The sequence below is a fragment of the Limnothrix sp. FACHB-881 genome (assembly GCF_014698135.1).
Taxonomy (GTDB): Bacteria; Cyanobacteriota; Cyanobacteriia; order CACIAM-69d; family CACIAM-69d; genus CACIAM-69d.
Genome location: NZ_JACJSN010000018.1, coordinates 48725 through 75707 on the forward strand (window position 1 = coordinate 48725; position 26983 = coordinate 75707).

Here is a 26983-nt window from a genome sequence, read left to right on the forward strand (position 1 = left end):
CAAAAAATCAACTAGATCGCCTCTAGCGAAAAAGTTGGCGAATTTGTTCACGGGTTTGACCACTGCGCACCCGGCGATCATAAAGCATTTGAATTAAATCCCGATCGAGCGGTGAAAAATCCTGTGTTTCCGTCCAACCTTGATAAAATGTGCTGTCGCGATAGGTTTCCGCATCGTTCATCAAGCCTAAAGATTGGGTCAGTTCTTCGCGAATCAGGTGCGATCGCTCCCGTTGAGTCACCCCCGTGGTGCTAATTAAAATTTGGGCCCGTTGAATTTCTAAATTGCCCGTCCACCAAACCCGAAAAAAACCCAAGTTTCGGGGCACATAGTGGGGGTCATATTTCGGAAAATCCGCTTCCGGCACAAAGTAAATGATGACATTGGGATTTTGGGTGGTGAAGCGAATCCGAATTGCGCCACCTAATAATTGATTGAGATCACCCACAATTCGATCGAGCGTTTCCCGATCGGCCGCCGTCGGCCCACCTCGCACCGCCAACCGCAAATCGCTCGCCCACTTGCGAATGTAGTTTGTATCAGGATTATTGGAAAATTCGTTTCCAAACGCCACTTCCATGAAGTAGTCCAAAGCGGCCCGAGAATAGCGCCGATCGCTCGATCGGCGCGTGCTCATCAGCCACTGAGCAAGCGGTTGATGGGGTTGATTCTTGAGATATTGCTGATCGTTGGGTTGATTATTGGGTTGATCATTAATTTGATCGCCCAATCGGCCAATAAATCGGCCAACAAACTGATCAGCAAACTGGTCATTAAGCGGATTACCAATGAGCTGATTACTCGCCAAGACCGATCGCCCCGAAACCGGATCAACGGTTGTGCGGCCCCAAGAACCCACCCCCCACAACAACATCGCCAACCCGATCGCCCCCCATAGGGTATTTCGGGGGATTGATCGACCCGTTGATCGACGCTTGGGTTGAATCTTGGATCGACTCTTGGATCCACTCTTGGATTGACTCTTTCGAGAACGGGGACGATCGCTCATAGCTGTTGGCTAACTTCTTGTGCCCATTATTGAGACCTAGATTGAAACCCAGGCCGAGACCCAAACGCATGGCGGCGGCAGCATCCGACCAACCGGCAATCCCCTAAACCGCCCCCAAAACTGCCCCCTAAACTGCACTGAGACCAAAATAGGTCGGCTCATTGCCGGGTTTCCACTTGATGTTGCAACCCAAGCTGGGGATTTGGGGTTTCGGAACCGGTTCCCCCGCCCAAACGGCCGCCAAAGCAGCCCGCAAATCTGCTCCATCATTGGGTTCTGGGTTGCCGGGGCGGCTGCGATCGAGCTGGCCACGATAGACCAAAGCGCGATCGCGATTAAACACAAAGAAATCTGGGGTGCAGGCGGCCGAGTAGGCCTGGGCCACCGCCTGAGTTTCGTCATAGCACAGAGGGAAGTTGAATCCGCAGTCCCGGGCCCAGTCCGCCAGCCGATCGGGCGCATCATCGGGATAGGCCACCGCATCGTTAGCGCTGATGGCAATGATCCCGGCGCGATCGCCCCAATCTCGACCCAACCGGGCCAACTCCGCCTGAATATGCTTGACATAGGGACAATGGCGGCAAAGAAACATCACCAACAGCAACGGGCGATCGGCCACCGTTGCTAGGGAAATGGTCTCGCCCGTGGTCACCTCCGGCAGGGCAAAATCTGGAGCCAGAGTACCCAATTCCAACATCATTGAAGCGGTTAGCACCATAACGGCTTAGTCTCCTGAAATAGGCAATTGATTAACCAGCTTGGGCTAACCAGCTTGGGTTAACCAGCTTGGGTTAACCAGCTTGAGTTAACCGGCTTGGGTTAACCGGCTTTGGTCAACCCGCGAACGAAGAGGGGACGAAGCCTAGAATAATAGGCGCTTCATCCAGTCCCGAGAAATTGCCCGATTGCCAACCATCATTTCCACTCCCCTACCTCAGGATCGCCTCATGTCCTTTCGCGTGCTCTCGCAAGTTTGGCCCTGGTTGAGAGTTTGGTTGGGATTCACGATCGCCCTCGGCCCAGTCTGGATCGGCGGCCCAGCGCTGGCCGACGTGGTTCCGGCTGATGACGGATTGGGAACCCTTGTGGATCGCCCCAATGATCAACAGTTCAACATCACGGGTGGCAGTCGATCGAGCAGTGGAACCAACCTCTTCCATGGGTTTGAGCAATTTGACCTGGAACCGGGCGACAGAGCCACCTTCATCATCGATCCCAGCATCCAGAACATCTTTGGCCGCATTACCAGTGGCGAGCCCTCGGTGATTGATGGTCTGGTGCAAATGAGCGGCGGTTCCGCCAATCTTTATCTTTTGAATCCGGCGGGCATCGTCTTTGGCAGCACGGCCCAAGTGAACGTACCCGGCAGCTTTTATGCCACCAGCGCCAACGCTGTGCAATTTGGTCTCCAGTGGTTCAACGTCTTTGAGGGCAATGACTTGCGGGGATTGAACGGCACGCCTACGGCCTTTGCCTTTTCGCCGTTCCTGGCGGGGTCGATCGTTCACGATGGAACCATTCAAGCGAATCAACAGGTGGCTCTCCTGGGGGGAACCGTGCTTTCTACGGGATCGATCGCCTCAGGGGCCAACGCCGTCACGGTGGCCGCCGTGGAGGGCGATCGGGTGGTGCGCATCCAGGCGATCGGCAACATTCTCAGCTTCGACATTGGCATTCCCGGCCTCAGCAGCCCCAACAACAGCCCCATTCGGCCCGCTGATACGGGATTCTTTGCACCCCTCACCCTGCCAGAGCTGCTGAGCGGCCCCGCTGAAAACGTTGCCACCAGCATTGCCGTGGGGGACGATGGAACCGTGCAACTCACCCGTACTGGCGCAACGGTGACTCTGGAGCCGGGCGCGGCCTTGGTGACGGGGTCGGTTAATGGCCAAGAGGGGGGCGCGGGTTTGCAAGTGTTGCGCGATCAATCGCCGTTCCCTTTGCTGCCAAGCGTTCCCAATCGTCCCGGATCTCTCGATGAACTGGGCGATCGGCTACCCCCTAACAACGCCCAAGATATTGCCAGCGACTTTGAAGCCGGAAAGTTTGACCCGCCCGGCCTGCAAGGGGAGTTTGGCGATCCTGACTTTGGCCCCGGTGGCCCTTGGGGAGAGGGGAATCTAGCCTTTGATCCGGGGGAATTCGGCCCCGATTTCCCTCTGGGACCCGATGGAGAATTTGGCCCAGAACCTGGAGAGTTGGGGCCCGATGGCAAATTTGACCCCAGCAAACTGGGCCCCGAAAGTCTCGCCATGCTGGCTGACATTGAGGCCAGTGATTTAGCCCTGGATGCCAGCCTAGGCGACACCTTCGTTCAGGGAAATTTTGACCTGGGCTTGGATCAACTGGAAAACACCTGGACGCAGCAAATTGAGACCTATTTGGGTAGTTCAATTTCCAATAACCCCGTCAGCAGTGCCTCTTTACGGGAACTGTTGAGCGACATTCGACAACAGACCAACAGCCAAACTGCCTTGATCTACGTGATGTTGCAGGAACAACAAACGGATCTGGTGGTGATTACCAGCAGCGGGGAACCGATCTACCGACGATCGGGCGTGGGCCGGGCCGAAGTGTTGGCCGCCGCCGATCGCCTGCGCCAAGCGATCACCAATCCTGTGTTGCGCCGGGGCAACGCCTACCGCACGGCAGCAGAACAGCTCGATCGCTGGCTGATCGCCCCAATCGCCCCAGAACTGGCCGCCCAAAAGATCGATACCCTGCTGATCTCCCCCGATGTGGGCCTGCGATCGCTCCCCTGGGCCGCCCTGCATGATGGTCAACAATTTTTGGTGCAGCGGTTTGCCTTGGGCATGACCCCCAGCGTTAACCTAACCGATGCCCGCTACGTCAGCCTTCGAAATGCGCCCATTTTGGCCATGGGAGCTTCTGAATTTCCAGCGGGGTTGAATCCCCTGCCTGCCGTCCCCATGGAACTGCAAACCATTGCCCAGGAACGGGCCCAAACCACCACCTTCTTGAACGAAGCCTTCACGATCGCCAACCTGCAAACCCAGCGCCAACGGCAACCGGCCCCCATTTTGCACCTGGCCACCCACGGTGAATTCAAACCCGGTCAACCGGTGAATTCCTACATTCAGTTCTGGAATCAGGAGCGCCTGACGCTCGATCGACTGCGGGAACTGAGTTTGAACAATCCCCCCGTGGAGTTGCTGGTGCTGAGTGCCTGTCGCACGGCCTTGGGTGATGCGAATGCGGAGTTGGGGTTTGCAGGGCTGGCCGTACAGGCGGGTGTGAAATCTGCCCTCGCCAGTCTTTGGTATGTGAGCGACGAAGGAACCCTAGCCCTCATGAGCGAGTTTTATCGACAACTCTCGATCACCCCCACAAAGTCCCAAGCCCTGCGTCAGGCCCAAATGGCCATGATTGAAGGACGAGTCCGCGTTGAAGGGAGCGGCCTCACATCCAGCGCCCGGGGGCCGATCCCGTTGCCGTCGCTGCCCGACAATTCCGGATCCCTGGCTCATCCCTACTACTGGGCTGCCTTCGTGGCGATCGGCAGTCCTTGGTAAGCCAGATTGGCAAAACAAACTGAATGGAACGAGAAACTTAGGGCTGAAACTTAGGGCTGCAAGGCAGACCACAAGGCAAGTTAACGGAGCAGCAAGCTGACGGGCTTAACGGTCTTCTGGGCAAAAACTCGTCATCGCACTAGTCTATGGATCCAGGTTGCTGGGGATTGAAATTGAAGGGGATTGAAATTGAAAATGAACTCCTAACCCATGGCCCAGGCAAACAACCGAAGCTGTTTGCCTAGAGCCGAAATTCCGCCCATTGATGGCGGGAAGGATGTTAACGTCATCCCTCAATTCAGAGTCAAATTGAGTAGCCAGGTCGCTCGATTCTTCACCTCCCGATCGCCCGTTGGGATCATCCCCATCACCGAGGGCTGCCGGGCGATCGCGCGAGGAGTTTTCCGAGAATCGCAGGGGCCCTAAGCCTGGCTACTGACCATCGAGAAAGGGCGATCGCTCGGGGCCGCCTCCTCTGCTTCATCGAAAATGGTCAAATCCGTGGGTTTGCAGCGGGCTACCTTCACCGCAATGCCCTGTGCTCCTTCGATTTCCAAATCTTCCACATAACCGGCCACCGATGCTTTGGCTGTGGACTCCAAGCTAAAGGGACCAAAGTAGTAGGTACACCGAGGAACCTGGGTCGTGATTTCGACCCAATAGGCCAGGCCCAGGGCATTCATTAAACGGGCAGAGAAGTCTTTCATAGGCGCTGTGGCTTGCGGGCGCTATTCAAAGTCAATTGCTATGGATGTACGGGAAAGACGCGGACTGCAACAGACGACACTCCGGTCAGTGTGGAGGAATGTGGCTTTGAGGAAAGCGCAATAGGATACAGAATCACGCTCGATGGGGGCAGTCACATCGAAACGGTTGGTCTCTCGATCGAGATCTTTACACTTCGTTATACTCTGCTTAGCCCATTTTTCCAAGCACTGTCCGAAGGAAAGTTATGGCGATTCGTCAAGGAAATGGGGATCAGTAAAGACTGGAGGGCGATCCCGGCTGATCCGGTGATGACTCCGGTTGCTAAGCTCCTGCAGCGTAGCAAAGATTTTTGGTACTGATCAAAAACTGGGTTTGGCGCTTCGTCCTTCTTGATTGGGTTAAAGGCTGAGTTAGAGGCTGGGTTGAAGCGGGATCCATGGGGGGCGATCGCCCGGATGTCCGGTGGCGCTGGGTAATTGGATCCACAAAATTGCAACCTCTTAGCGTGGCCAATGCTCAAATTAAGGCGGCCCAGAGGGCTTGGAGCTTGAGTTGAATTTCGGCTAGCTCGCGCTCGGGGTCGGATCCGGCCACGATGCCCGCGCCCGCAAACAGCCGGGCCCGATCGCCCTGGATTAGGGCCGAGCGAATCCCCACCGCAAATTCCGCATTCCCCATTGGATCGAGCCAACCGATTGCCCCGGTATAGAGCGATCGCTCAAAGGGTTCGTAGCGATCGATGGCGGCAATGGCGGCTGATCGGGACAAACCCGCCACGGCCGGGGTGGGGTGCAAGGCCGCCACCACATCCAATGGATCCACATTGCGTGGCAACCGGCCACAGATTGGCGTTTGCAGGTGTTGAATATTGCTCAATTTGCGCAGGCCAGGCTTGACGGCCACCTTGGGATGGGCCCCCAACTGGGCGAGGCGATCGGCAATGAAATCCGCCACCAACCGGTGTTCGTGCAGTTCCTTGGGGTTGTTGAGCAGGCGATCGCCCCAGGCTCGATCGAGTTCCGGTGTGGTGCCGCGCGGAGCCGACCCAGCCAGGGCTTCCGTGGCAATCCGGCCGTGATCAATGGCCACCAAGCATTCAGGGCTGGCTCCCAAGAAGGTTTGCCCCCGATCGTTCCCCACCGCAAAGGTGTAGCAACCGGGGTGACGGTGGCGCAGGTTATGGAGCAACAGGGCCGGATCCAAGGGTTCCGGGGCTTGCCAGTCGATCGCTCGGGCCAGCACCACCTTGCAAAACTGCCGATCGGCAATATCTTTCAGGGCCGATCGGGCCGCCGCCAAAAAGGCCGGATCATCCGGCGCGGCCAGCTCCCACCCACCGGACTGGTAACGGGCTGTTCTAGCGGTCAAGCTGGTGTTGCTGCTGCGCCACTGCAACAGTCGATCGAGCGGTTGCCACAGTTCCCCACAGAGCTGATCCAAATCGGTGCAACCATCCACCCAAGCATTGGCCGTGAATGTGGTGATGGGGCCCTGGGCGGTGGTGCGGCGAACCACTTGCCAGCGGGGTAAAAAAATCAACGCCTCCCCAAAGGGACTGCCCAGGTCGCGCGGTTCATCAAGGAAGGGAAATGCACAAAGCAGCGACGGAATCGATCGGGTCGAGGCCGGGCGATCGCCCTCGGCCATGCCATAGGCCCGTTCGCTCGCTCGCAACAGGCCGTGAATCTTTCGAGCAAAGGCCTTGGTTTTTGTGAACCGATCGCTCCCGGCCACCGCCAAGGCCACCGTGCGATCAAAGGCAGCAATTGCCGATCGACGATCGGGTTTTTCAAAATAAAAACTGAGGCAATCCGCCTGGGAAAACTCAGCAAAAACTTCCAGGGGATCGAGCGCCGGAATTTCAAAAGTTAAACGCACAATTTGCGATCGAAACGATCGCAAGAACTCGTCCCGAGCTGCCTCAAGTATGCAATAGAGGCGCGTTGGTGAGAGCAAATCTGTTTGCTGACCCAGTGCGCTTAACATTAGAATTCAGATTTGATTAAAGGCTGTAAAAAAAATTAATTATCGTCCGAACTGCCGCAATGCTTCGACTACTGGTTATCTTAATCGAGTTTCCTGAATAATACCCGCCCCCTAAGGCGCATCTGGTAAATTTGGCATGATTCAGCAGTCACCCGATCGCTCTGCCCGATCGCCCTGCTTGAACCACGCCTGAATCCTGCCTGAACCCCCTTGGGCATTGGTGAGGCCGCTCTGGGCCTGTCGGCTGCCCAAGCCACCATCTACCACCGTTGACTGTCGTGATCGCCCTATGACTGCTCCCAGTCTTTCTGCCCCACCCAACAGCCCGCCCGAAGCGCCCTCCCGCCGTCAACTTTGGAAGGCGGCGATTAAACTGCCCATGTATACCGTGGCAGTGATGCCGATTCTGTTGGGATCCGCCATCGCCGCCTTTGAAACCAAACGGCTGAATGGGGGAATTTTGGCCCTGTTTTTAGGGGCGGCCATTGCCATTATTGCTTGGTTGAATCTAACCAATGATGTGTTTGATTCTGATACGGGCATTGATGTGAATAAAGCCCATTCCGTGGTGAATTTAACCGGTAACCGATCGCTGGTTTTTGCGATCGCCAATCTATTCTTAGTGGCTGGAATTGCATCCATTGGGGCGATCGCTTGGCTCCAACAGGATTGGACGGTTTTGGCAATCATTTTAGCCAGTTGTGTTTTGGGCTATAGCTATCAAGGGCCACCCTTTCGCTTTGGCTATTTAGGGTTGGGAGAACCCATCTGTTTTGTCACCTTTGGGCCCATGGCCCTGACCGCTGCTTACTATAGCCAAACCCAAAGTTGGTCGCTGTTGAATTGGGGCGCGTCCGTCTTTATGGGCATCACCACCAGCCTCATTTTGTTCTGTTCCCATTTCCATCAGGTGGCGGATGATTTGCGGGCGGGCAAACGATCGCCCGTGGCCCGGCTGGGCACGGCTCGATCGGCCGCCCTGCTGCCCTGGTTTTGTGGCACAGCCTTTGGGGTGGTGGTGGCGGGAGTCCTGTGGGGGGCTTTCCCCCTTTGGACGTTGCTCACGGGTTTGAGCCTACCGATCGCCCTGCATTTGTGTCGGCATGTGGGGCAACACCACGACCAGCCCGATCGGGTCAGCAACAGCAAATTCATCGCCGTCAAATTTCATTTTTGGAGCGGTTTAGCCCTCAGTGGCGGTTTTCTGTTGGGGGCTTGGTTACAGTAGTGGCCAACCCCCCGGCCTAAAATCAGGAGGAAATTGGTGCGATCGAATCGCTTGAATGTGCAATTTCGATATTACGAACGCAACTTTGTGCGTCCGTTACAAACCAGCTATGGCAGTTGGGCCAAGCGCGAAGGAATTGTGGTGCGGCTGCGAGATGAAGCCGATCGATTCGGTTGGGGAGAAATCGCGCCCTTGCCTTGGTTTGGCACTGAAACCCTGGAGCAGGCGATCGCCTTTTTACGATCGCTGGATGGGGAAATTTCACCGGCTCAACTGTGGCAAATTCCAGACACTTTGCCCTGTTGTCAATTTGCCCTGGAATCGGCCTTCAAAAGCCTGGCCAACGATCGGGAACCGGCCCCCTTTACCCTCCCGCCCGATCGCTTGGCGGCCCTGTTACCGGCCGGTGAACGGGTGTTGAGCAGTTGGCAAACTCCCTGGACAGCCGGCCATCGCACCTTCAAGTGGAAAATTGGCGTTTTTGCCAGCGAATTGGAATGGGGCTGGTTTGCACAATTGTTGGGGAACCTGCCGCCGGAAGGCCGGTTGCGACTGGATGCCAACGGAGCACTCACGGAGGCCGCCTGTCGCGGCTGGCTGGAACGGTGCGACGGAGCGGGCGATCGGGTGGAATTTTTGGAACAGCCCCTGGCCCAAGTGGCTCCCATGCAGGCGATCGCCCCCCATTTCCGCACCCCGATCGCCCTTGATGAATCGGTGACCCAGTTCAAACACCTGCAAGCCGCCGTCCAAGGGGGCTGGCGCGGTTTGTTTGTTCTGAAACCCAGCATTGCCGGATTTCCCAGCCGCCTCCAGGCCACCATTCAAACCCGCGGCCTCGATTGCGTATTTTCTTCGGTGTTTGAAAGTTTTGTGGGCCAAGGGGCTGCGCTGCGGTTGGCGGAAGTGGGGGCGCGGCCTGGGAGCGCACGGGCCTTGGGCTTTGGGGTGGGCAGTTGGCTGGATCCCTTGCCCCCTCGCTGGTTGGAAGGCCTATGGAACCGGCGATCCTAACGCCTGATTTGGCCTGGGCCGCGCCTGATCGCTGGCTGGCCACATTGCGCGATCGAACGGCGGCCGGCTGGCTGTGGGGCATTGAGGCCGAGGCGCTGCTGCGGGCCACGGAGGAACGAGCGGCGGCCCTGGCGCGATCGGGCTGCGGGGGAACCCAACGGCGAATTTTGCTGTTGGAATCGGAGCCATTGCCCTTTTTGGCGGGATTTTTCGCGGCCGTTGCCCAAGGCTGCTCCGTTTTTTTAGGTAATGCCCAATGGAGCGTCGCTGAACGATTCCAGGTGCTGACTTGGTTGCAGCCCGATCGACTCTGGGAAAACCAGGGCGAAACCATCCTAGATCAGCCCCCGGGCGATCGTGCTTCCTTGCCCCCGACGGCGGAACCTTGGATTGGGCTACCCACGGGCGGCACATCGGGCCAAATCCGCTTTGCACTGCACCAACCCCGATCGCTAGCCGCTTCCGTGGCCGGCTTTTGCGCTTATTTTGCGGAAGATTGGCCCGGCCCCCAAACCCACAGCACCCTTTGCACCTTGCCCCTGTGCCATGCCAGCGGGTTAATGCAGGTCTTGCGTTGCTTTTGGGGCGGCGGCCGGTTAGCCCTGGCCCCGATCGCCCAAGGATTGCGCTTGGGGTCGATCGGGTTTTTGTCCCTGGTTCCCACCCAGCTCCTGCGGCTGCTGGGGCCAGAAACCCCGTGGCTCCAGCAATTTCGCGTGATTCTGTTGGGGGGCGCGCCCGCCTGGCCAGCCCTGTTGGATCAAGCCCAAGCGGTGGGGGTGCGGCTGGCTCCCACCTATGGCTCCACGGAAACCGCCTCCCAGGTGGCCACCCTGCGGCCCGCTGAATTTCTGGCCGGGGCCCGAGGGGCGGGACAGGTGTTGCCCCATGCGACGGTGGCGATCGAGTCAGACTGGGCCCACGATCCCCTTGGGAACAGCTCAACCCTTGGCCGAGTGGCGATCGCGGGGAACTCCTTGGCGGCCGGCTATCTGAGCGCCCCAGGGTTTACCCCTCTGGACACCACAGCCACGGGACAATTCCTGACGGATGATCTGGGCTATTTTGACGGGGCCCAACGGCTGCATTTGGTGGGCCGCGCCAGCCACAAAATCATCACCGGGGGCGAAAATGTCTATCCCGCTGAGGTGGAAGCGGCCCTTTGGGAGACGGGATGGGTGGTTGATGTGGTGGTGTTGGGGTTGCCCGATCGGGAATGGGGACAGGCGATCGGGGCGGCCTATGTGCCGGTGAGCGCCCTGATCACGCCCGACCAACTGCGATCGGCCTTGGGCGATCGGCTCAGTCGCTACAAAATTCCCAAACGCTGGCTACCCCTAACCCAAATTCCCCGCAACGCCCAAGGCAAGGTCGATCGGCTGGCCTTAACCGCACAGTTTCGCCCATTCGGTTAAACCAAGCCGGTGGACTCGCCTGCTCGCCACAGCCAAGGATAACCACGGGATTCAGGCGAATCAGAGAAATTTCGAGGAAGATGATTAATGAGCACTTAATCTTCCCCTTCTCCTGATCATGATTCATGTTCAGTCTCGTTGTGCTGGGTTTGGCCTAACCCACATGGGTCTTGTTTTGGGTGGTTTGTTGGCAGGGGTGACGCTCGGAGCTTTTCCGGGCTGGGCGATCGAGCCGCTTCAGCCGATCGCTCGCCGGGCCAATCCCACCCTGAACCAAACCCAGCGGCAACCCAAACAAACCAGACCCCCCGTGCGGGGCGATCGACCGATCAATGGCCGCGGGCGTGGGGCCGGGAGCTATAGCGGTTGCACCATGGAGGGGGCGGCGGATCCGGCCAAGCTGTTGGTGGCGCTGGTTCCACAGGTTGTTTGGGAAAATGGGGAAACGGTGGTTTTGGGCGAAACCCGCCATGCTCAGCCTGGGTTGTGGTTTTATGTGGGCTATCCGGCAGGCACGGTGTTGGAATGGGAATTGCAAGATGCGGACGGTTATGCCCTGGATCAGCAGCGCCTGGTGATGGGTTCCCAAGCGGGGCTGTTGCGATTGCCCCTATCGCCCAACGGCCCGGGCCTTGCGCCTAATCGTTTCTATTCCTGGTATTTGCGGGTGAACTGTGCCAATCGGCCCGAGGAATCGGTGGACTTTGTGGCGGGCACGATCGTCCATGCGGCCAATGCCAAAACGGAATATTGGTTGGATCAGCTCGATCGGCTCTTGAGTCCCGGCGGCCAAGGGCGATCGCCCCAATTGATAGAACTCTTGGATCAGGAGGGCTTTAGCGATTTGCGCGAGGCCCCCTTGGCCGCGCCGCTCCAGCTAGCGCCAGTCACCAATTAGGACAAAGGCAGCCCAATAGTGGGGATCGGCGGCGAGGTCGCCTCGATCGCTCAGCAGCTTCAACTTGGCTTGCTGGAGGGCGCGGGCTTTGGACAATCCAGCCAGCCACCCCCTGTAAAACTCGCTAAAAAGCCGATTGGCCGCATCATCGGCGGGAATATTCCACAGGGAAGACACCAGACTGCGCGCACCCGATCGCACCGCCAACCCTGCTAAACCCAAGGTTTCGTAGCGATCGCCCGTGGCCGTTTGGCAAGCGGACAGGGTGAGCAAGTCCAGTGGTTCCGATCGTTTGGCCCGGCGCTCCTTCAGCAACTGATCCAAATCCTCCATGTTGAGCTTGCCTTCCCAGGTCAGCAAGAAAGTGTGATCGCGCTGGGAACTGAATCGCCCATGGGTGGCCAAGTGCAACACGGTGATCGGTTGGCTGACCAAGGCTTGGGTCAAGGCCGTGGGCGTAAATTCCTGATTGAGCAAAATTTGCCCCTTCAGCAGTTTTCCCAACTGGGCAAGCTGTTGGGGCACGGGAGCCAGGGCCGGCAAGTCCTCGCGCGATTCGGACAAGCCAGCCCACAGGGCCGGGCCGCGCCGTCCCCGATCGGAGGCTGGATCCAGCTTCACATCAGGGGCGATCGACAAGGCAAAGGATTCCACCAAATAGCGCTCCCCATCAAACAAGGCATCGATCGGCAAGTTCCGCAGGGAAGGATCCAACACACAAACCAACAGGTTAATGCCCGCCGCCGTCAGGATGGGGCGATGGGGTTCCAAAATCCAGCGATAGAGCTGTTGGCTATCCGGTTGTAAGGCGCGGCCCCTGCCCATTGTTCTGAAGTTGCGGTTGAGGCGCTGAAGGAGCTTGTCCAAGTCGGATTGGTTGATTGGCTGGCGGTGCAGGTTTTGGCGTTCTTGGCCCGTTTGGGGATCCTTCCAACGCACCAGGGTATCGATCGACCGGTTGGCCGATCCCGAGGCCAAATCCGGCGGCAATTCCGTGATGGCCACCACCACCACCGCCGCCCGTTCATCGGTAGTTGAGTCAGCCAACTGGAGCAAGTCCGATGGGGCGGGATTGTCGAGGCGACATTGCAGAAAATTCTCAATCCGTTGCAGTTGCAGATTTTGGAGTTGTTGGCTGGCTTCAATCCGATCGCTGGTTTCAGCCGAAGCAAACAGCAGTCCCATTTGTTGGCGATAGAGCGGCTCGGCGCGATCGAGCCAGCCTTGCACCCCTTCCGTGTGCAATCCCGGCAGCCGCACACTCAGGCCCGCCAAACTGGAGCGGGCCGCTTGGGCAGCTTCAGCGGCCAAGCGGTAAGCAGCCAAGGCCTCGCGGGTTTGGCCCAAATGGTGCGCCATCCGCCCCAACAGCCACAGGGCCTCATAGTTCCATTCGGGCCGATCGAGCGGTTCCCATTGCTCAAGGGCTGATCGGGCCGCTTGGGCTGCCCCTGCCCGATCGCCCCCTTGCGCCAACACCTGACCGCGCAATTGCCAAGCCCAACCCAACAGGGCCCGATCGCCCAAGGATGTCGCCTGTTGTTGGGCCCGTTGCACCAGGGACAACACCTGCGCCATGGGCATCGGTTGGTTTAATTGGCTTAAGGCCCGGGCCGCCGCCAACTGCAACGCCACCGTCGATCGTCCCCCTGTCCAGCGCTGGGCCGCCAGTCGCAATTGTTCCGCCCACTCCGACGACTCTGGCCGCCCGCGTTCTGTGGCCAATTCCAATCGCCCAACCATGGCCGATCGCCACAGGGTTGGATCGGGCCCCAAAATCACCGCGTGATAGTGCTCGATCGCGGTTTCAGCCCAAGTTGCCTGCTTGGTGGCGGATTCGCCCATGGTCGCCCGCCGACTAGCGATTTGGGCCAAGGTCAATTCCGCCGCCGCGCCCAAAACCGGTTTCGCCGCGATCGCCGCCTGCCAAGCCTGTTCAAAATCCTCCGCCAACAGCAACGCCAGGGCCAAACGATGTAGCCCCCGGGCCCGAACGGCGATCGCCTCCGGTTCCCGGGGTGGCTCCTGTTGCCAGTGGTGCTGCAAATCCCACAGCCGCACCAAGGCCCGGCGCTGGTTGCCGGCCCCCTGCCAAACGGCGGCCTCATCAATTTGGCTGTTCAGGGTTCCCACGGGGTCGCCGGCCGCTTGGTATTGCTGGGCGGCCATTTGAAAAGCCTGTTCCGCCAAACTCCACTGCTGTTGGAGGGCGGCGGTGGCTCCGGCCGCTCCCCACAGCCGAGCGGCCACGGCCGCCGACAGACCCCCCGCAAGGGCCGATCGCCCCCGATCGACCCAAGCTTGGGCCGCCGTGGTTTCACTGAATTGCAAGTGGGCCCAAGCCAGATAGCTCGCCACCAGCCCCAGGGTTTCCCGATCGCCCCGTTGCGTTGCTGGCTCCAGTACCGATTGCCAAAGGGCGATCGCTTCCCGGTAGCGACCCTCGTGATAGGCTTGCCGGCCCGCTTCGAGCAAATCATCCAGCGCTTGAGCTTGGGCCCGCTCCCCGAGACCCGACAGGGCGATAGCCCCGCTCCAACCCAACAAACCCAACAGCGATCGCCGAGACCAGGATCGATTCATGGTTCAGCTCCCCAACGGCAACTCGATTCACCCCCCGCCCATTGCACCGGAGCACCGGCCATTAACTGAATTTGTCCGGCTTCTGTCCTTTGCCAATGGGTGGCTTCCAAGATCGGCTCCCGCAGCGGAGGGGTGGCTGCGGCTTTGGCGGTGGTCGTTGGGGCGATCGGGCGCAAATCCGCCGTAAAGGGCATGGCTTCCAGGGTGGCCGCCTCGATCGGGTTTGGTGCTTGGCCGGCCCGTCCCAAGGCAAAAAACTCGATCGCTCTTGGATCCGATCGGGGGCCGCAGGGACTGGTAGGCTCCGGCGGCACACCCACATCACTGGGCAGGGCGATCGCCCCTCGGGCCGGGTCGGGGTTCAGCACCTCCAGTTGCACCGTGCCGCTAAATTCTGGCCCCCGCGCCGAGCTAGCCGTAATATCACTGCGATCGGTCAGCGCTTCCCGAAAAGCCGTCCCAAACACCCCTTGGGCCCGCAAGTTCACCCGTCCGCCAAAACTATTCACCGAATTGGCGGAAATATCACTGTTTTCCAGCGCCACCAGCGTGTCCGTGTCGATCACAATGTTGCCGCCGGTTGCTGACTCCTGAGCATTGGTGCTGATCAGTGATCGATCCCGCAATTCGATCCCTTGGCTATCAATTTGGATACCGCCAAACGCCCCCGATCGCGTTTCCGCCGAGAGATGTGCTCCAGTCATTTGCAACCGGTCAACCGCGAGGCCCATGCGCCCCGCTGCTCCTGTTCCTGCTGACCCCACTGCCAAAGTTGTTCCCGACTGTAAATTGATTTCTCGGGCTTGTATATTTAGGCTCCCACCTTCTCCAGTTGATTCAACATCAGCTCCCACAAAAATGCCACTGAAAGAGCCAAGATTTCGCCCCACAACATTTTCACTAAATAGTTCTTGTCGAACAGAAAATCGGGGATCGAATCCTTCCACCAAAACTTGATCAGCGCTGATTGTAATGTCACCGGCATGGCCTGCTTTTGTGGTTGTGGCAATTGCTTGTCCACCATTCAGAAATGATAAGCGATCGGCTACAAGATTAATACTGCCAGCATCCTGATTAGTTAACGTTTGGGTATTAATCACTGCTCCATTGGAAACAGTCAATGACTGCGCTTCAACTTGGATTGATCCACCACGCCCAAGGCTGTTTCCTTCTGAAGAACTAATAATCGCACTAGAAGATAAATCGGGGCCAACTCCATCAATTGTCACGTCTCTGGCTACTTGAATGCGAATACTTCCAGCGTTGCCGCCTCCATCTGTTCTCGTAATGATCAATCCACCATGATTGACCAATAGAGACCCTGCGTTAATTTGGATGTTTCCTCCTTCTCCTTTACTGGTTCTTGAAGCAGAGCTGTAGAGTCCACTAGATTGTTGGAAAATTAATTTTTCATTCTCGGAGAATACAATTACTTCGTCCAATTGACTCACGCCAGAAATAGTAATTCCGTCACTAACATGAATTAACAAATTTCCAGCATTACCAGTTCCACGAGTGGTGGCAGTCATAAACCCCCCATCACGGAGTGTTAATGAGCGAGCTTGGAGATCGATCGTGCCGCCATTTCCTGTAGAGTTTTCTGCGCTTCGACTGTAGATACCACTGGACTCACGATCAACGTCTCCAGCACGGGCATCAACTCGCTCAATTACGACATCCCCCGTAGCACGAATCGTAATGCGTCCTGCATTGCCTTGACCGGCAGTATTAGCTCGAATTGAGCCACCATCTGCCAAGTGAATTGAGCCAACTTGAATATCAATTAAGCCACCGTTGCCCGTGCCAGAGACTTCAGCTAAATTCAAAATACCACTATAAAGAAAGGGGTTTTCACTAGCACCTGCAACCGTTAATCGATCAGCGATTATTCTTAAGTTACCGGCATTGCCAACTCCTTCAGTGCCAGTATAAACACGACCGCCATTCAAAAGCTGGACTAATCGAGCCTGAATGGTTGTATTGCCCGCATTTCCCATAGCATCTGGATCAACAGCATTTGAAAAGAAGGTGAGTCCTCCATCAAGGGTAATTGTGTCTGTTGCGTGAGCGCGGATATCTCCACTGATTGGCAAGTTATTAAGAGGTACTTGATCAGCAGTTATTGAGCTAGGTTCTACACTATCAACTGATTCGAGCGCACGAACTCCCGCAAAAACTTGAGAACCGGAATTCAGCAAAATATTGTGACCATCAAGTTCCACTGTGCCACCCTGAACAGGATCTCGAACGTCCAAAAGGGCTCTATTCGTTAATAGAATGCTCGATGGTGAAATAACAGCTTGACCATTGCCGATCGAGCCGGAATTTGTGGCTTGAATGGTGGCAATTGGTGTATTCAACGCTAGGGTTGCATTGGGAGGGCTGGCGATCAGTTGCAGGCGACCACGCGGCGCAATCAACACACCACCATCCAGCTCGATCACCCCACCAAACAGGCCGATCGCCTGACCCGGCTGCACTTCTAACCCCGTGGGAGCCTTGGGATCAGCCGATCGCGCCTCCACCCGAATTGCCCCCGGCGCAGACCCATATTGCAACCCCACCGGCACGCTCATCGACAGCAACGGCCGACCCGCCGGATCGTTGACCCCAAAACTCAGCCCATCGGCAAACACCAGGCGATCGGCCGTGCTGGCAAAAAACGATCCGCCCAGATCTAGGCGAGCATTGGGCCCAAACAAAATGCCCGCTGGATTGAGTAAGAAAAGATTGGCTGCCCCATTGGCCCTCAGCGTTCCGTCCAGGAGGGATCGCTGGCCGCCAGTCACTCGGGCAAAAATATTAGCCACGTCGGCGGCATTGTTGAAGTGAGCCAGCCCGCCCGTGGGAATCGAAAACTGCTGAAAACTATGAAACAGGTTGCTCCCGGCCCGATCGCCCCCCTCGATCGTCCATTGGTTGGGTTCCCGTTGCTGCACCGTGGTTGAAAGTTGACCATCCGGGGCGATCGACTCAGCAACCGCAGCAGTGGCCAAAAAACCTGCCATCAACCCATGGGTTACCATAACCCCCACTCCAACCAGGGAGATGGTGCGGCAGTTTAGCGCTTGTAAACCCCAAATGTGTGCCATGGAAGCCCTGACGAAACCAGACACATTTTATCGAACCCTAGCGAGCGGGCACGAATTACAACGACGGTGCAGTTAAAGTTTCAATAACTTTAAAATCCCCCAGCACCACTTGCGCCATGAAGGTTTCCCCAGGGTTTGCAATGAGATCAATTGTTAGACCTGTGTGGATCTCTGGGGTGGCCTGCTCAATAGCTTGTCCCAAATGATCCAAAAGTGTGAGTTGCAATTCGTTGGGTAAAAGCATTTCCACATCCAAATTTCGCAGCTGAATGGTGATGTCCCACAGCCGGAGACTCTCAGGCAAGTTCTCGGGACTGCTTGCTTCTTCCTCGGTGAGTTCATGGTGGCCAATGTCCACACTCAGAAGAATTGGCTTTTCCAAATTCTTGATCACCAGGAGTTTTGCCCCTGTGATTTTCGGCTGTTTTCGGTAGCCAACTCTAAAAGAATCTGGCTCTAGGATGTCTTGTAATAAACTGCTTAGGCTCTGCCAACCATGCTCAAATTGATTGTTGAGCCAAGGCATCAGGGAAACGGCCGGTTTGGCTCCCGTTGGTTGGACTTCTGGATAGATTTCTGGATCCGGCTCTGGGTTCGTTCTAGGATTAATTGCTGGGTTAATCTCTGGGTTAATCTCTGGATTGATCTTGGAATCAATTTCTGAGCTGACTACTGGATTGCTAGTTGAAACACGCTGTTGACTAGTTTCAGAATTTACAGCGCGAGTTTCTGCAATCTTTGCATCCCACCACTCTAGGAAATCATCTAAAGATTGGAGTTCTGATAGCCAAATTTGTTCTCGATCGAACAAGGCTGATGTGGGTATAAAACCAATCAAAGTGGCTTCGGGGCGATCGACTGTCTGCAAATCCAAGCCAATGGCAAAGTAGCCTACTCGATCGGCTTGGGATTCTGGTGCAATCTCCAAGGAATCAGCCCCCGAAAAAACTGGCCGGCATTCTACTCGACCGACTTCCTCGATCGCCAAATCTGCCACATCATCAAATCCTCTAATTACAGGATCCCAGCTCTCGCAATTCTGATGGGAATGGGGAATTTGCAGCCAATGTAACCAATCGCTGAGGGCTAGGATCGCCAATGTGTTGTGATAGATCACATCACGCTGGTCTGGATGCATTGCGGCCTTGGCAAATTGTTCAGCGGTGGCTCGGTGTTTGGCGCGCAAGGGAATTGTAATTGTTTCGTGAAACTGGTTGGTTTCTGTGGTTTGAGGATTGGGTGAAGTGGGGTCAAGGGTCATGATCTATTTGTCCGTCATTGGAGGATTAACCAACTCAATTTTGATTGAAATTCAAGTTTGTTTCGGGTTGATTTCAAGTGATTTCCAATGGCTAATTCTGATTGACAATACCAACTTTGAAAAACCAAAGACTAGGGATGGTAGTCCCCGATTTGAGTTGATCAATATTTGGTCAATCACCAATTAGAAGAAGCAATTGAAAGAGGCAACTAAAAATCTAAAGCCACCTGAATCGAGAATACTGTCTCCTCTTAGAGGGTTTTTGCTAAAGAATGGGTTTGACACTGAAAGAGTGACAAGAATGATAAAAATGAAGAGAGTGGGTGTATTAGGAGATGAATCTCTAGATTTAATGAGCCAATTCACGAGGAGATTTTTCTTGAAAAACTAAGTTCAAGGAAATTTCTGCGTAAATTAGGCTATTCATCGGGCGGTTGGAGCGACTGCCTAAAGCGCCGAACCGACTCGAAGAATTGATCTTTATGGCGAGTGTAGATGGAGCTGAGTGTATTGGCATTGACGGATAGTTCAATTGCCAATTTCCGCATACTCTTTCCTTGGTTTTTAGCATCAATCAGTTGTTCAAGGCGGATTGATCCGAGAACCACTTTTTGGAGTAACCCATCAGGATCTTGGGCTTTGTAAAGTCGCCAAACTTCCGATGGATCCAACTCTTCTTGGGCCATGAGTGCTGACCAAGGGGTCATATCGGCGGGTAGTTCACCCTGCTCATCCAGGTTTTCCAGATCTACACCGACTGCAAAGGGTGTGCGCACGCCGGTTAAATCTCGAACAGCATCCTTAAACAAATACTGAAGTTTGTTGTTGAGCCAGGTCATGACTTCACCCCGATCGGGATCGTACTGTTTCTTTTGAATGGCTGTGGGTAGCCAATCGAGCAAGCGACAGAATGCCTCGTGATAAAACTCCCCATAACGGGGGTGATCTCGATAAACCTTCTGGGTGCTTAGAGAACGCCGAAGCCGGTTCGATTCACAAACAAGTTTCACCACCTGTTGGATCGCTTTTTTGAACTCTAGACTTTGGGGCGGTAGACTTTGGGTCCGCAGCACCAAGGCCTGGAGGGTTTGATTTAATTGGCGATCGCGATCGGGATCGGGGGATCCTGGCGGTGGAGGCTGAAAGGTGAATCGCACCACAGACGAAGACCTGATAGACATCGATGTTGAGGCCGGCAATCATCTTTCTATCGCAGCGGTCACCAAAATTTGTGCAAAGCGTTGGTGCAAAGCGTTGAAATAAGTTGCGTTTAGTTTACGGCCGGGGAAGCTGGCGGGGCGATCGGGGACGGTGCATTACTGAGCAAATCCTTGGCGGTGATGCCTTGGCCTTCGGGGCCGAAGTACCAGAGAGCGGCGGCGGCTTCCCCTTGGGTGATCGGTTTTTTGGGTTGCAGAAGGGTGGTGAACCCAAAGACCCGGCGAATGTTGGAGAGTTCGCCGTTCTCGCGATCGGCCGCGATCGCCCGGAGGGTCTGGGCATCTACCTTGGTTGCGTCCAAAAATCCCCAAGCCTTTTGCACGGTTTCCACGGTGGCCGGCGGCAAGGGACGACGCAAATCGAGGGGCACTTTCCACAGCACCATGGCTTCTCGCGTGAGGGGCCCATCGGGGCTGAAGGTGGGGCTGTTGTTGCCGGTTAAGCGACTGGGAATAATGCCCGCTTCGGCTAAGCCTTGGATGGCGGCGAAGTCTGGATCTGTGGTGGGCACATCGGTGAAGAGGGGCTGGCTGGTGGCACTGGCCGATCGCACCTGCCAGGCCGGGCGGTTTTGGAACAGTTGGTTATTGGCGCTCACGAGCCAGCGGGCAAATTGCCGCCGGGTTACGATTTGGTTCGGATCCTGGAGACCCTGAAGGCTGTTGAGTTTACGCCAATCTTGCCAGTAGGGTTGCAATTCCTGAGAGAGGCTGGCGATCGGGCTGGGTTGAGCCGTGGGGCTGGGGCTGGGGGCGATCGGGCTGGCGATCGGGTCAGGAGTCGGAGCGGTCAAGCTCGGACTCGGGCTGGGTTGAACGGTGGGGCTGGGACTCGCTTGCAAGGCCGGGTCGGGCGCGAGGGATTGCTCCAAGGCGCGGCTGACTGCACCATCGTCGGCACAGCCGCCCAAACCCAAGGGCACTAGGCCGCACAGCAACCCCACTATGCCCGCCATGCCGAATCTCGACTTGGCCGATCCTGACATCCTCAATCTCGACATACCCGATCTCGACTTGGCTGATCTCGATTTGGCTGATCTCAATTTGGCTGATCTCAACGCAATCTCTACGCTATGCCAAATCTTCGAGGGTGTGGCATTGGGCCCGATCGCGCAGCAAATGATCGCAAACCACCAACGCCACCATCGCCTCCACCATCGGCACGGCCCGGGGCAGCACACAGGGATCGTGGCGACCCTTGCCCGCCAGCACCTTGGCTTCCCCGGTTTGATCGACGGTGTTTTGGGCCTTGCGGATCGTGGCCGTGGGCTTGAAGGCAATTCGGATCACGACCGGTTCGCCGTTGCTGATGCCGCCTTGGACTCCGCCCGATCGGTTCGTCGTCGTTCGCAGTTTGCCCGCTTCGTCCGTGTAAAACTCGTCGTTGTGTTCGCTGCCCTTCAGCAACGTGCCCGCAAAACCCGACCCCACCTCAAACCCTTTGGTGGCGGGCAGGGACATCACCGCCTTGGCCAGATCGGCTTCCAGGCGATCGAACACGGGCGACCCCAAGCCCATCGGCACATTCCGCACAACGCATTCCACCACGCCGCCGACGGAATCACCCTCATCGCGGATTGATTCAATCAGGGCGATCGCCCGTTCCGCAAAGTCCCCATCGGGCGATCGCAGAATGTTGCTTTCCACCTGTTCTGTGGTCACGGCCAGCGGGTCGATCGCCGCTTCGAGATCCTTAATCCGCTTCACGTAGCCGACGATTTCGATGTTGCCAAACTCCCGCAGGATCTTCTTAGCGATCGCTCCGGCGGCCACCCGCCCGATCGTTTCGCGCGCGGACGATCGACCGCCACCCTGCCAGTTGCGAAACCCATATTTCGCGTCGTAGGTCGCGTCGGCGTGGGACGGGCGATAGGTCTTGGCCATCTCGTCGTAGTCCTGGGGCCGGGTATCCTTGTTGCGCACCAAAATCGCGATTGGCGTGCCCAGGGTCTTGCCCTCAAACACGCCTGAAAGGATTTCGCACTGGTCGGTTTCCTTGCGAGGCGTGGTGATTTTGCTTTGGCCGGGCCGGCGGCGATCGAGTTCCACTTGAATTTCTTCGGCCGTTAGGGGCAACCGGGGCGGGCAACCATCGATCACAACGCCCACCCCACCACCGTGGGATTCGCCAAAGGTGGTGATCCGAAACAGATGTCCAAACGTGTTGCCCATGGTGACTTTGTGTGGTGCGGCGGTGCGATCGGCCTGTGGAGTGGCGCTGATTAGTCGAATTTGTATCCTATCACTCGCCTCCGCGTTCCCAGACTGTGGGCCGGAGAGGATAGACCTCTTGCACGAATTAACCCTCTCTGATCAAGATAGGCTAATTAACGATCATTTCGTAGGTTGGGTTGAGATACGAAACCCAACAGCAGCAAGGCTTGCAGTGATTGAGTTGGGTTTCGCAAAGCTCAACCCAACCTACGGAACTAGCTGGTGGGACCCATCGATCGGCACAGACAAGAAGCCCCATCGATCGGCATAGACAAGGGGCTTAAGCCCCTTGCTCCCCCACGACGACTAGCGTTGCTGGGGTGAATCGAGTGGCCCAAAACCCTGTTCCTGAAGCCAGTGGTCGATGTCTGCCAAAACCCGGTCGGGAATTTCCCAAGGAAACAGGTGTGCCACGCCGTCATAACAGTGCCACTGGCTGCGGGGTAAGCCGGTGGCGGTTTCCAGGCTGGCGATCGGGGTGATGTGGCGATCGCCCGCTCCGGCCATCACCAGTGCGGGGCAGCGAATTTTAACCAAATCCGCCCGGCGATCGTATCCAGCCTGCAGCGCCTGATGCAGCGATCGGGTGGCTGCCCCTGAGGTTTGCAACACATCCCACACCGCCGATTCAGCCAAGTAGCGATAGGTTTCGGGGGTGTGGCGTTGAATCAGGTAGCGCAGGAGCGATCGCTCGCCAAATTGCCGAATATTCCAAGCCCAACCAGGCCATACCCCATTCAACAGAGCTGCAATCAGGGTGTAGGCCAAGTCCCATCGTTGGCTGGGCATGGGGGCGCTGCGGGGACGGGCCGCCGTGGCAATCAGAATCAGCCCTTGCACTCGATCGGGATGTCGCAGGGCTAACTCCAGGGCCAAAATTCCCCCCAAAGACCAACCCAAGACAAGGGCTTGGTCAATTTGGAGTCGATCGAGCAGGGCCACCAAATCCGCAATGTGGGCTTCCATGGCAAAGTCACCCCCCGATCGACTGCGGCCATATCCCCGCAAATCCGGCGCGATCGTCCAGAATCGATCGGCCCAATGGCGCGTAAACACTCGCATACTGCGCCCAGAGCCGGGGTGACCATGCAAACACAACAGCGGCAGCCCCCGGCCGCGGGTTTCCACATGGAGCGCTTGCGGGATGGTTTGAGGAATTGCTGGGGCCTGTTCAAAAGCAGCCAACGGTTGATCAACCTCATTACCATAGGAACATCGATATTATGATTCGTAGTTCGATGACCGAGTTAGATCGTCTAGTTCGGTTGAGATCGCTGAGTGAGATTGCTGAAGTTTTGGATCGCCGAGTTCATCGCCCGATCGCAGGTGGCCCCGCCTGTTCCATAAACAACGGCCAAGACCAGATATGACCCACCTATGACTAACGCTGATCGATCGCCCTTAGCCAATCCTGATGCACGCGGTTCCGACTCCCGCTTCATCGATGTGCCCACCCGCGATAATTACGATCGGGATGCGGTGCAGGAAATTTTGCAACTTGCGATCGCCCGTCGCCAAGATATTGAGCAATATTCCCGCAGTCAGCTTCTGGAATTGGCCGATGAAATTGGGATCGATCGCACTGATTTATATGCAGCCGAACAGCGTTGGTTGGCTCAAAATGGGGATCGATCGCAACGTCAACAATTCGTGGCCGCCCAACGGCAGCGCCTCAAGTTAAACCTCGGTAAATTTGGCATTGTCAACGGTTTTTTATTACTGATTGACTTGGTTTCCTCGGGCCATTTGGGCTGGTCGCTCACCTTGGGTTTGGGGTGGGGAATGTTCATTGCCCTGGATGCTTGGAAGTCTTTGCAACCGGATACGGAAGACTTTGAAAAACGGTTCCAAAAATGGCAACTTCAGCAAAAAACCGTGGATGATTGGGATTAAAGCAACTCCCAATTTTGGCTGAATTCTGGCTGAATCTTGGATCAATTGGAGCTACTAAACCTGAATTTTAACTAGGCGGTGACCACCTGAATTGGCCCCTCGATCGCGCTGTTGAAAAACTGGCGCACGTAGGGATTATCAGTGGTGTCAATTTCCTGGATTTTCCCCTGCCAACGAATGCGCCCATCATACAAAAACACCACCCGATCGGCTGTGCGACGAATGGTGCTGTCCTGGTGGGTCACGACCACATAGGTTGAGCAAAAATTGACCTTTTGGCTCAGTTCCCGCATCAGGTCTTCCACAATTGTGGAGGCGATCGGGTCAAGGCCAGCCGTTGGCTCGTCATAGAGCAACACTTCGGGAATAGGTGTGCCATCGGGAGCAGGATTTTCAATGATGGCGCGGGCAAAACTGACCCGTTTTTTCATGCCGCCCGACAACTCCGCCGGGTAGCGATCGGCAATGGCCGGCAACCCCACCCGCTCCAGGGCGCGATCGACCAATTTTTGAATTTCGCGCGGGGGCAACTGACCCGCCTCCAGCAAGGAAAATCCCACATTTTCGCCCACCGTCAAGGAATCAAACAGGGCGGCTTGCTGAAACACCAACTTGATTTCTACCCCCTCTGGTTCGTGGCTGTCGCCCAGCAGGCCTTGGCGAGGTTCTCCTAACAAATAAACCTCGCCTTCGTCGGGTTCCAACAGGCCACTAATCACCCGTAAGATGGTTGATTTTCCTGTGCCGGAGGGGCCAATAATCGCGATCGCCTCGTTGGGATAAATGGCGAAATCCACTCGATCGAGAATTTTGCGATCGCCCAGCGTTTTGCTGACCCCGCGCAGTTCCACCAAGGGGCGATCAAGGGGCAGCGGGTTCGCCGATCCGCCACAAACCAGGGATTGAGACATGGCTGGAATGATTGGGTGATTGCTTGCTGTGATTGCTTGCTGTTTTGGATCCGATCGCGGCAAATTTGGCGGTTGATGGGTTGCGACCAATGGGTTGCGATCGATGGGTTGAACTGGTCTCGCCGCACGAACCAGACCGACTGACCAGCAGCCAGCATTCCCAGCCATGCCAGCCCACCGAGCGGGCTACTCATCCCGGGATCCAATCCGCAACGCGCTATCCTCATGGAAATTACGACGGTTGGAAACGGTTAATTCCGTTGCTCGCCATTTTAGCCCGCCCGTTTGCGGATCCAGGCTGGGGCGATCGGGATTCAGGATTAGCGGATTAATCACCGGCTCAATCACCGCCAACAACGGGGATCCATGGGTGTTAAGCCTACGTCCTTAAAGATGTTCTTGAATACGTGCTTGAAGGAGACGGTAGCCATTGGCCAGAACCCGATCCCCCACCAATGGTTTAATTCCCCTGCATCCCGGTAACTGCTGCCGTTGCCGCCGTTGTGGCCCCAGTGCTTGTTGTTGATTCTGCTTGCCTTGGCTTCGTTTGTCCGTTTTTCCCCACCTTTCCCTTGAAGAATCGACTGTCCTACTCAACCGTTCACTGGCTCAGCAACCTACCGCGAGCCATTTTGCAGCGCCGCGCTCCCAAACGGGTTAACCAATGGGTGAAGTGGCTTGCGCCGGGTTTGTTGGTCAAGCGCTGGCTGTTGACCAGTGCGAGCGGGGCGGTATTGGTGTGGTTTGGGGCGGCCATTTGGACAAAGCAAACCCCGGTGTTTTACACCACTCAGTTTTTGCAAGAGTTTGTGGGGCGCTTGGCCACCCTAATTCCCAATAATGTTTCTGGGCCGCTGGTGTTGGCGGGGGGGTTGGGGCTGGTGTTGTGGGGACAAACGCGCACCCTGGGAACGATCGCGGAAGTGCTGATGCCCGATGGGGATGAGGAGTTGATCGATCGCCTCTTGACCCATCGGCGGCTGAATCGGGGGCCGCGCATTGTGGCGATCGGGGGTGGCACGGGTCTTTCAACCCTGTTGCGCGGCCTCAAGCAATACAGCGCCAACATCACTGCCATCGTGACGGTGGCGGATGATGGCGGATCTTCAGGACGGCTGCGGCGCGATTTTGGGGTGCTGCCACCGGGGGATATTCGCAATTGCTTGGCGGCCCTGTCGGCGGAAGAGCGGTTGATGACGGCTTTGTTTCAATATCGCTTCACCACCGGCAGCGGGTTGGCGGGCCACAGCTTTGGCAACTTGTTTTTGACGGCCATGAGCGACATCACGGGAGACTTGGAACAGGCGATCGATGCCAGTTCCCAAGTCCTGGCGGTGCAGGGGCGGGTGTTGCCGGCCACGCTGGAGGATGTGGTGCTCTGGGCCGAGCTAACCGATGGCCGTTACGTGGAGGGCGAGTCGAACATCAGCGAGGCCCATGGGCAAATTGCCCGCATTGGTTGCACGCCGTCTAATCCTCGGGCCGTGCCTCGGGCGATCGAGGCGATCGAGTCGGCGGACTACATCATCATTGGCCCCGGCAGTCTGTACACGAGCGTGATCCCCAATCTGCTGGTTCCGGAAATTACTGAGGCGATCGCCCGTTGTCCGGCTCCTCGAATCTATGTATGCAACGTGATGAGCCAACCGGGAGAAACGGAGGGCTACACCGTTTCGGATCACATCCGAGCGATCGACCAGGCCTGTGGTCACAAATTGTTTGATGCGGTGTTGGTGCAAAAAAATCCCCCATCCCCCAAAACCCTCGATCGCTATGCCCGCGAACATAGCCACCCCATTCAGCTCGATCGGGAAGCGGTGGCGCGTCTGGGTCGCCGGATCGTGATTGCCAACGTCATTGACGAAGATCCCCACACGGGACTAATTCGCCACCACTCGGGCAAGTTAGCCCGCGTGCTGCTCCGTTGGTTCGATCGCGCTGCTGCCCACAATCTCGAGAATTCTTAGGGCCAATTGCGCCATTGCCCTGGGGCCAAAATCGCTGATCGGCTGGATCGG

Annotated in this window: 20 protein-coding genes; 7 read left to right on the top strand and 13 right to left on the bottom strand. The window is 56.7% G+C overall.

What is annotated here, in order from left to right; genetic code table 11:
* Nucleotides 1–22 precede the first annotated feature (22 nt).
* The gene (locus H6G52_RS15185) at nt 23–874 is read right to left on the bottom strand and encodes a DUF2927 domain-containing protein (RefSeq protein ID WP_190529411.1); all 852 of its coding nucleotides are present in this window, start codon (nt 872–874) and stop codon (nt 23–25) included.
* 262 nt (nt 875–1136) lie between these two features.
* Complete coding sequence (locus tag H6G52_RS15190) at nt 1137–1727, bottom strand: thioredoxin family protein (protein ID WP_190529413.1); 591 nt, start codon at nt 1725–1727, stop codon at nt 1137–1139.
* Nucleotides 1728–1956: 229 nt separating this feature from the next.
* On the opposite strand from H6G52_RS15190, the gene H6G52_RS15195 reads away from it, so the two are divergent.
* A complete protein-coding gene (locus H6G52_RS15195; RefSeq protein ID WP_190529415.1) occupies nt 1957–4542 on the top strand; it encodes a CHAT domain-containing protein in 2586 nt (861 codons plus the stop codon).
* Nucleotides 4543–4964: 422 nt separating this feature from the next.
* Here H6G52_RS15195 and H6G52_RS15200 read toward each other — a convergent pair whose 3' ends face one another.
* Nucleotides 4965–5249 (bottom strand): DUF1816 domain-containing protein, encoded by a 285-nt coding sequence (locus tag H6G52_RS15200; protein WP_099533216.1) that lies wholly within the window; start codon nt 5247–5249, stop codon nt 4965–4967.
* 517 nt (nt 5250–5766) lie between these two features.
* On the bottom strand, nt 5767–7236 hold the full coding sequence (locus tag H6G52_RS15205) for an isochorismate synthase MenF (protein ID WP_190529417.1): 1470 nt from the start codon (nt 7234–7236) through the stop codon (nt 5767–5769).
* A 289-nt stretch (nt 7237–7525) separates the two neighbouring features.
* On the opposite strand from H6G52_RS15205, the gene menA reads away from it, so the two are divergent.
* The 4 genes from menA to H6G52_RS15225 all read left to right on the top strand — a co-directional run bounded on the left by menA (nt 7526) and on the right by H6G52_RS15225 (nt 11791).
* Nucleotides 7526–8464, top strand: coding sequence for a 2-carboxy-1,4-naphthoquinone phytyltransferase (gene menA / locus H6G52_RS15210; protein ID WP_190529419.1), 939 nt, complete (start codon nt 7526–7528; stop codon nt 8462–8464).
* A gap of 36 nt (nt 8465–8500) precedes the next feature.
* On the top strand, nt 8501–9478 hold the full coding sequence (locus tag H6G52_RS15215) for an o-succinylbenzoate synthase (RefSeq protein ID WP_370567718.1): 978 nt from the start codon (nt 8501–8503) through the stop codon (nt 9476–9478).
* Nucleotides 9460–10893, top strand: coding sequence for an AMP-binding protein (locus H6G52_RS15220; RefSeq protein WP_190529421.1), 1434 nt, complete (start codon nt 9460–9462; stop codon nt 10891–10893). The genes H6G52_RS15215 and H6G52_RS15220 overlap by 19 nt, the downstream gene beginning before the upstream one ends.
* Nucleotides 10894–11011: 118 nt before the next feature.
* Nucleotides 11012–11791, top strand: coding sequence for a DUF928 domain-containing protein (locus tag H6G52_RS15225; RefSeq protein ID WP_190529423.1), 780 nt, complete (start codon nt 11012–11014; stop codon nt 11789–11791).
* Here H6G52_RS15225 and H6G52_RS15230 read toward each other — a convergent pair.
* The 7 genes from H6G52_RS15230 to H6G52_RS15260 all read right to left on the bottom strand — a co-directional run bounded on the left by H6G52_RS15230 (nt 11771) and on the right by H6G52_RS15260 (nt 23346).
* Nucleotides 11771–14374, bottom strand: coding sequence for a CHAT domain-containing protein (locus H6G52_RS15230; RefSeq protein WP_190529425.1), 2604 nt, complete (start codon nt 14372–14374; stop codon nt 11771–11773). The genes H6G52_RS15225 and H6G52_RS15230 overlap by 21 nt on opposite strands.
* Nucleotides 14371–17400 carry a filamentous hemagglutinin N-terminal domain-containing protein gene (locus tag H6G52_RS15235; RefSeq protein WP_242026423.1) on the bottom strand — a complete coding sequence of 1010 codons (3030 nt, stop codon included), beginning with the start codon at nt 17398–17400 and terminating at the stop codon, nt 14371–14373. The genes H6G52_RS15230 and H6G52_RS15235 overlap by 4 nt, the downstream gene beginning before the upstream one ends.
* Before the next feature lie 121 nt (nt 17401–17521).
* Nucleotides 17522–18727 (bottom strand): DUF1822 family protein, encoded by a 1206-nt coding sequence (locus tag H6G52_RS15240; protein WP_190529429.1) that lies wholly within the window; start codon nt 18725–18727, stop codon nt 17522–17524.
* Between the two features lie 419 nt (nt 18728–19146).
* Nucleotides 19147–19908 carry a hypothetical protein gene (locus H6G52_RS15245; protein ID WP_190529431.1) on the bottom strand — a complete coding sequence of 254 codons (762 nt, stop codon included), beginning with the start codon at nt 19906–19908 and terminating at the stop codon, nt 19147–19149.
* 89 nt (nt 19909–19997) lie between these two features.
* Complete coding sequence (locus tag H6G52_RS15250; RefSeq protein WP_190529433.1) at nt 19998–20903, bottom strand: S-layer homology domain-containing protein; 906 nt, start codon at nt 20901–20903, stop codon at nt 19998–20000.
* Between the two features lie 115 nt (nt 20904–21018).
* Complete coding sequence (aroC, locus tag H6G52_RS15255) at nt 21019–22119, bottom strand: chorismate synthase (RefSeq protein ID WP_190529435.1); 1101 nt, start codon at nt 22117–22119, stop codon at nt 21019–21021.
* 348 nt (nt 22120–22467) lie between these two features.
* Entirely contained in the window at nt 22468–23346 is an 879-nt protein-coding gene (locus H6G52_RS15260; protein WP_190529437.1) for an alpha/beta fold hydrolase, read from the bottom strand.
* Between the two features lie 192 nt (nt 23347–23538).
* On the opposite strand from H6G52_RS15260, the gene H6G52_RS15265 reads away from it, so the two are divergent.
* A complete protein-coding gene (locus H6G52_RS15265) occupies nt 23539–24054 on the top strand; it encodes a 2TM domain-containing protein (RefSeq protein WP_099535604.1) in 516 nt (171 codons plus the stop codon).
* Between the two features lie 71 nt (nt 24055–24125).
* Here the strand turns inward: H6G52_RS15265 and H6G52_RS15270 are convergent, their stop codons facing one another.
* Together H6G52_RS15270 and H6G52_RS15275 are read right to left on the bottom strand one after the other, a co-directional pair.
* Complete coding sequence (locus tag H6G52_RS15270) at nt 24126–24965, bottom strand: ABC transporter ATP-binding protein (protein ID WP_099535602.1); 840 nt, start codon at nt 24963–24965, stop codon at nt 24126–24128.
* Between the two features lie 186 nt (nt 24966–25151).
* A complete protein-coding gene (locus tag H6G52_RS15275; protein WP_190529439.1) occupies nt 25152–25322 on the bottom strand; it encodes a hypothetical protein in 171 nt (56 codons plus the stop codon).
* 272 nt (nt 25323–25594) lie between these two features.
* Between H6G52_RS15275 and yvcK the strand changes: the two genes are divergently transcribed.
* Nucleotides 25595–26932: a gluconeogenesis factor YvcK family protein gene (gene yvcK, locus H6G52_RS15280; RefSeq protein ID WP_234406959.1), complete on the top strand. Its 1338-nt coding sequence runs from the start codon at nt 25595–25597 to the stop codon at nt 26930–26932.
* Nucleotides 26933–26983: the final 51 nt, after the last annotated feature.

Bases quoted from the DNA above. Each gene is read 5' to 3' on its own strand.
- H6G52_RS15185 (WP_190529411.1), bottom strand. From the start codon at position 874: ATGTTGTTGTGGGGGGTGGGTTCTTGGGGCCGCACAACCGTTGATCCG.
- H6G52_RS15190 (WP_190529413.1), bottom strand. From the start codon at position 1,727: ATGGTGCTAACCGCTTCAATGATGTTGGAATTGGGTACTCTGGCTCCA.
- H6G52_RS15195 (WP_190529415.1), top strand. From the start codon at position 1,957: ATGTCCTTTCGCGTGCTCTCGCAAGTTTGGCCCTGGTTGAGAGTTTGG.
- H6G52_RS15200 (WP_099533216.1), bottom strand. From the start codon at position 5,249: ATGAAAGACTTCTCTGCCCGTTTAATGAATGCCCTGGGCCTGGCCTAT.
- H6G52_RS15205 (WP_190529417.1), bottom strand. From the start codon at position 7,236: ATGTTAAGCGCACTGGGTCAGCAAACAGATTTGCTCTCACCAACGCGC.
- menA (WP_190529419.1), top strand. From the start codon at position 7,526: ATGACTGCTCCCAGTCTTTCTGCCCCACCCAACAGCCCGCCCGAAGCG.
- H6G52_RS15220 (WP_190529421.1), top strand. From the start codon at position 9,460: ATGGAACCGGCGATCCTAACGCCTGATTTGGCCTGGGCCGCGCCTGAT.
- H6G52_RS15225 (WP_190529423.1), top strand. From the start codon at position 11,012: ATGATTCATGTTCAGTCTCGTTGTGCTGGGTTTGGCCTAACCCACATG.
- H6G52_RS15230 (WP_190529425.1), bottom strand. From the start codon at position 14,374: ATGAATCGATCCTGGTCTCGGCGATCGCTGTTGGGTTTGTTGGGTTGG.
- H6G52_RS15235 (WP_242026423.1), bottom strand. From the start codon at position 17,400: ATGGTAACCCATGGGTTGATGGCAGGTTTTTTGGCCACTGCTGCGGTT.
- H6G52_RS15240 (WP_190529429.1), bottom strand. From the start codon at position 18,727: ATGACCCTTGACCCCACTTCACCCAATCCTCAAACCACAGAAACCAAC.
- H6G52_RS15245 (WP_190529431.1), bottom strand. From the start codon at position 19,908: ATGTCTATCAGGTCTTCGTCTGTGGTGCGATTCACCTTTCAGCCTCCA.
- H6G52_RS15250 (WP_190529433.1), bottom strand. From the start codon at position 20,903: ATGGCGGGCATAGTGGGGTTGCTGTGCGGCCTAGTGCCCTTGGGTTTG.
- aroC (WP_190529435.1), bottom strand. From the start codon at position 22,119: ATGGGCAACACGTTTGGACATCTGTTTCGGATCACCACCTTTGGCGAA.
- H6G52_RS15265 (WP_099535604.1), top strand. From the start codon at position 23,539: ATGACTAACGCTGATCGATCGCCCTTAGCCAATCCTGATGCACGCGGT.
- H6G52_RS15270 (WP_099535602.1), bottom strand. From the start codon at position 24,965: ATGTCTCAATCCCTGGTTTGTGGCGGATCGGCGAACCCGCTGCCCCTT.